Genomic DNA, 557 nt, shown 5'->3' with positions numbered 1-557 from the left:
CACGGTGAGGGCCGGATGGAGCTGTAGCACCGAGGCCGGGACCTTTGGCGTCACCGGCTCAAAAAGAGCTCGCGCAAGAATCTCTGCCTTTTCCGGCCCCGACACCAAAAGCAGGATCTCCCGGGCATTCATGATGGTGCGTATGCCCATGGTGATCGCTTTCTTCGGCACTTCTTCCGAGCTTCCGAAGCGTTCGGCCTCCGCTTTGCGGGTCTCCTCGGAAAGCTCGGCCACATGGGTCAGGGACTCGAAAGGAGTTCCCGGTTCGTTGAACGCGATGTGTCCGTTTTTTCCGAGGCCGAGGATGGCAAGATCGAGGCCGCCTTTCTCCGCGATCAATGCCTCATAGCGCCGGCACTCCGCCTCCGGACCCTTTGGGAGGCTATGGGGAATATGACAGGCCTCCGGTCGCAAGTTCACTGAACTCCAGAAGTTCCGCGTCATGTAGGATCGAAATGACCCGGAGTCTTCGGGAGGAAGCCCCAAGAATTCGTCGAGGTTAAACGCGGTGGCCTGGGAGAAATCGAGAAGGTTTTCCTTATAAAGACGCGCAAGCT

General features: G+C 58.3%; 1 protein-coding gene. It reads right to left on the bottom strand.

Annotation, left to right across the window (positions count from 1 at the left end):
• A partial coding sequence (locus tag H5T41_11510; protein ID MBC7109386.1) for a glucosamine-6-phosphate deaminase occupies positions 1 to 557 on the bottom strand: 557 nt, incomplete at both ends.

The organism is Methanomassiliicoccales archaeon (genome assembly GCA_014361295.1).
Lineage (GTDB): Archaea > Thermoplasmatota > Thermoplasmata > Methanomassiliicoccales > JACIVX01 > JACIVX01.
This window is presented reverse-complemented; position numbering and strand designations above follow the sequence as displayed.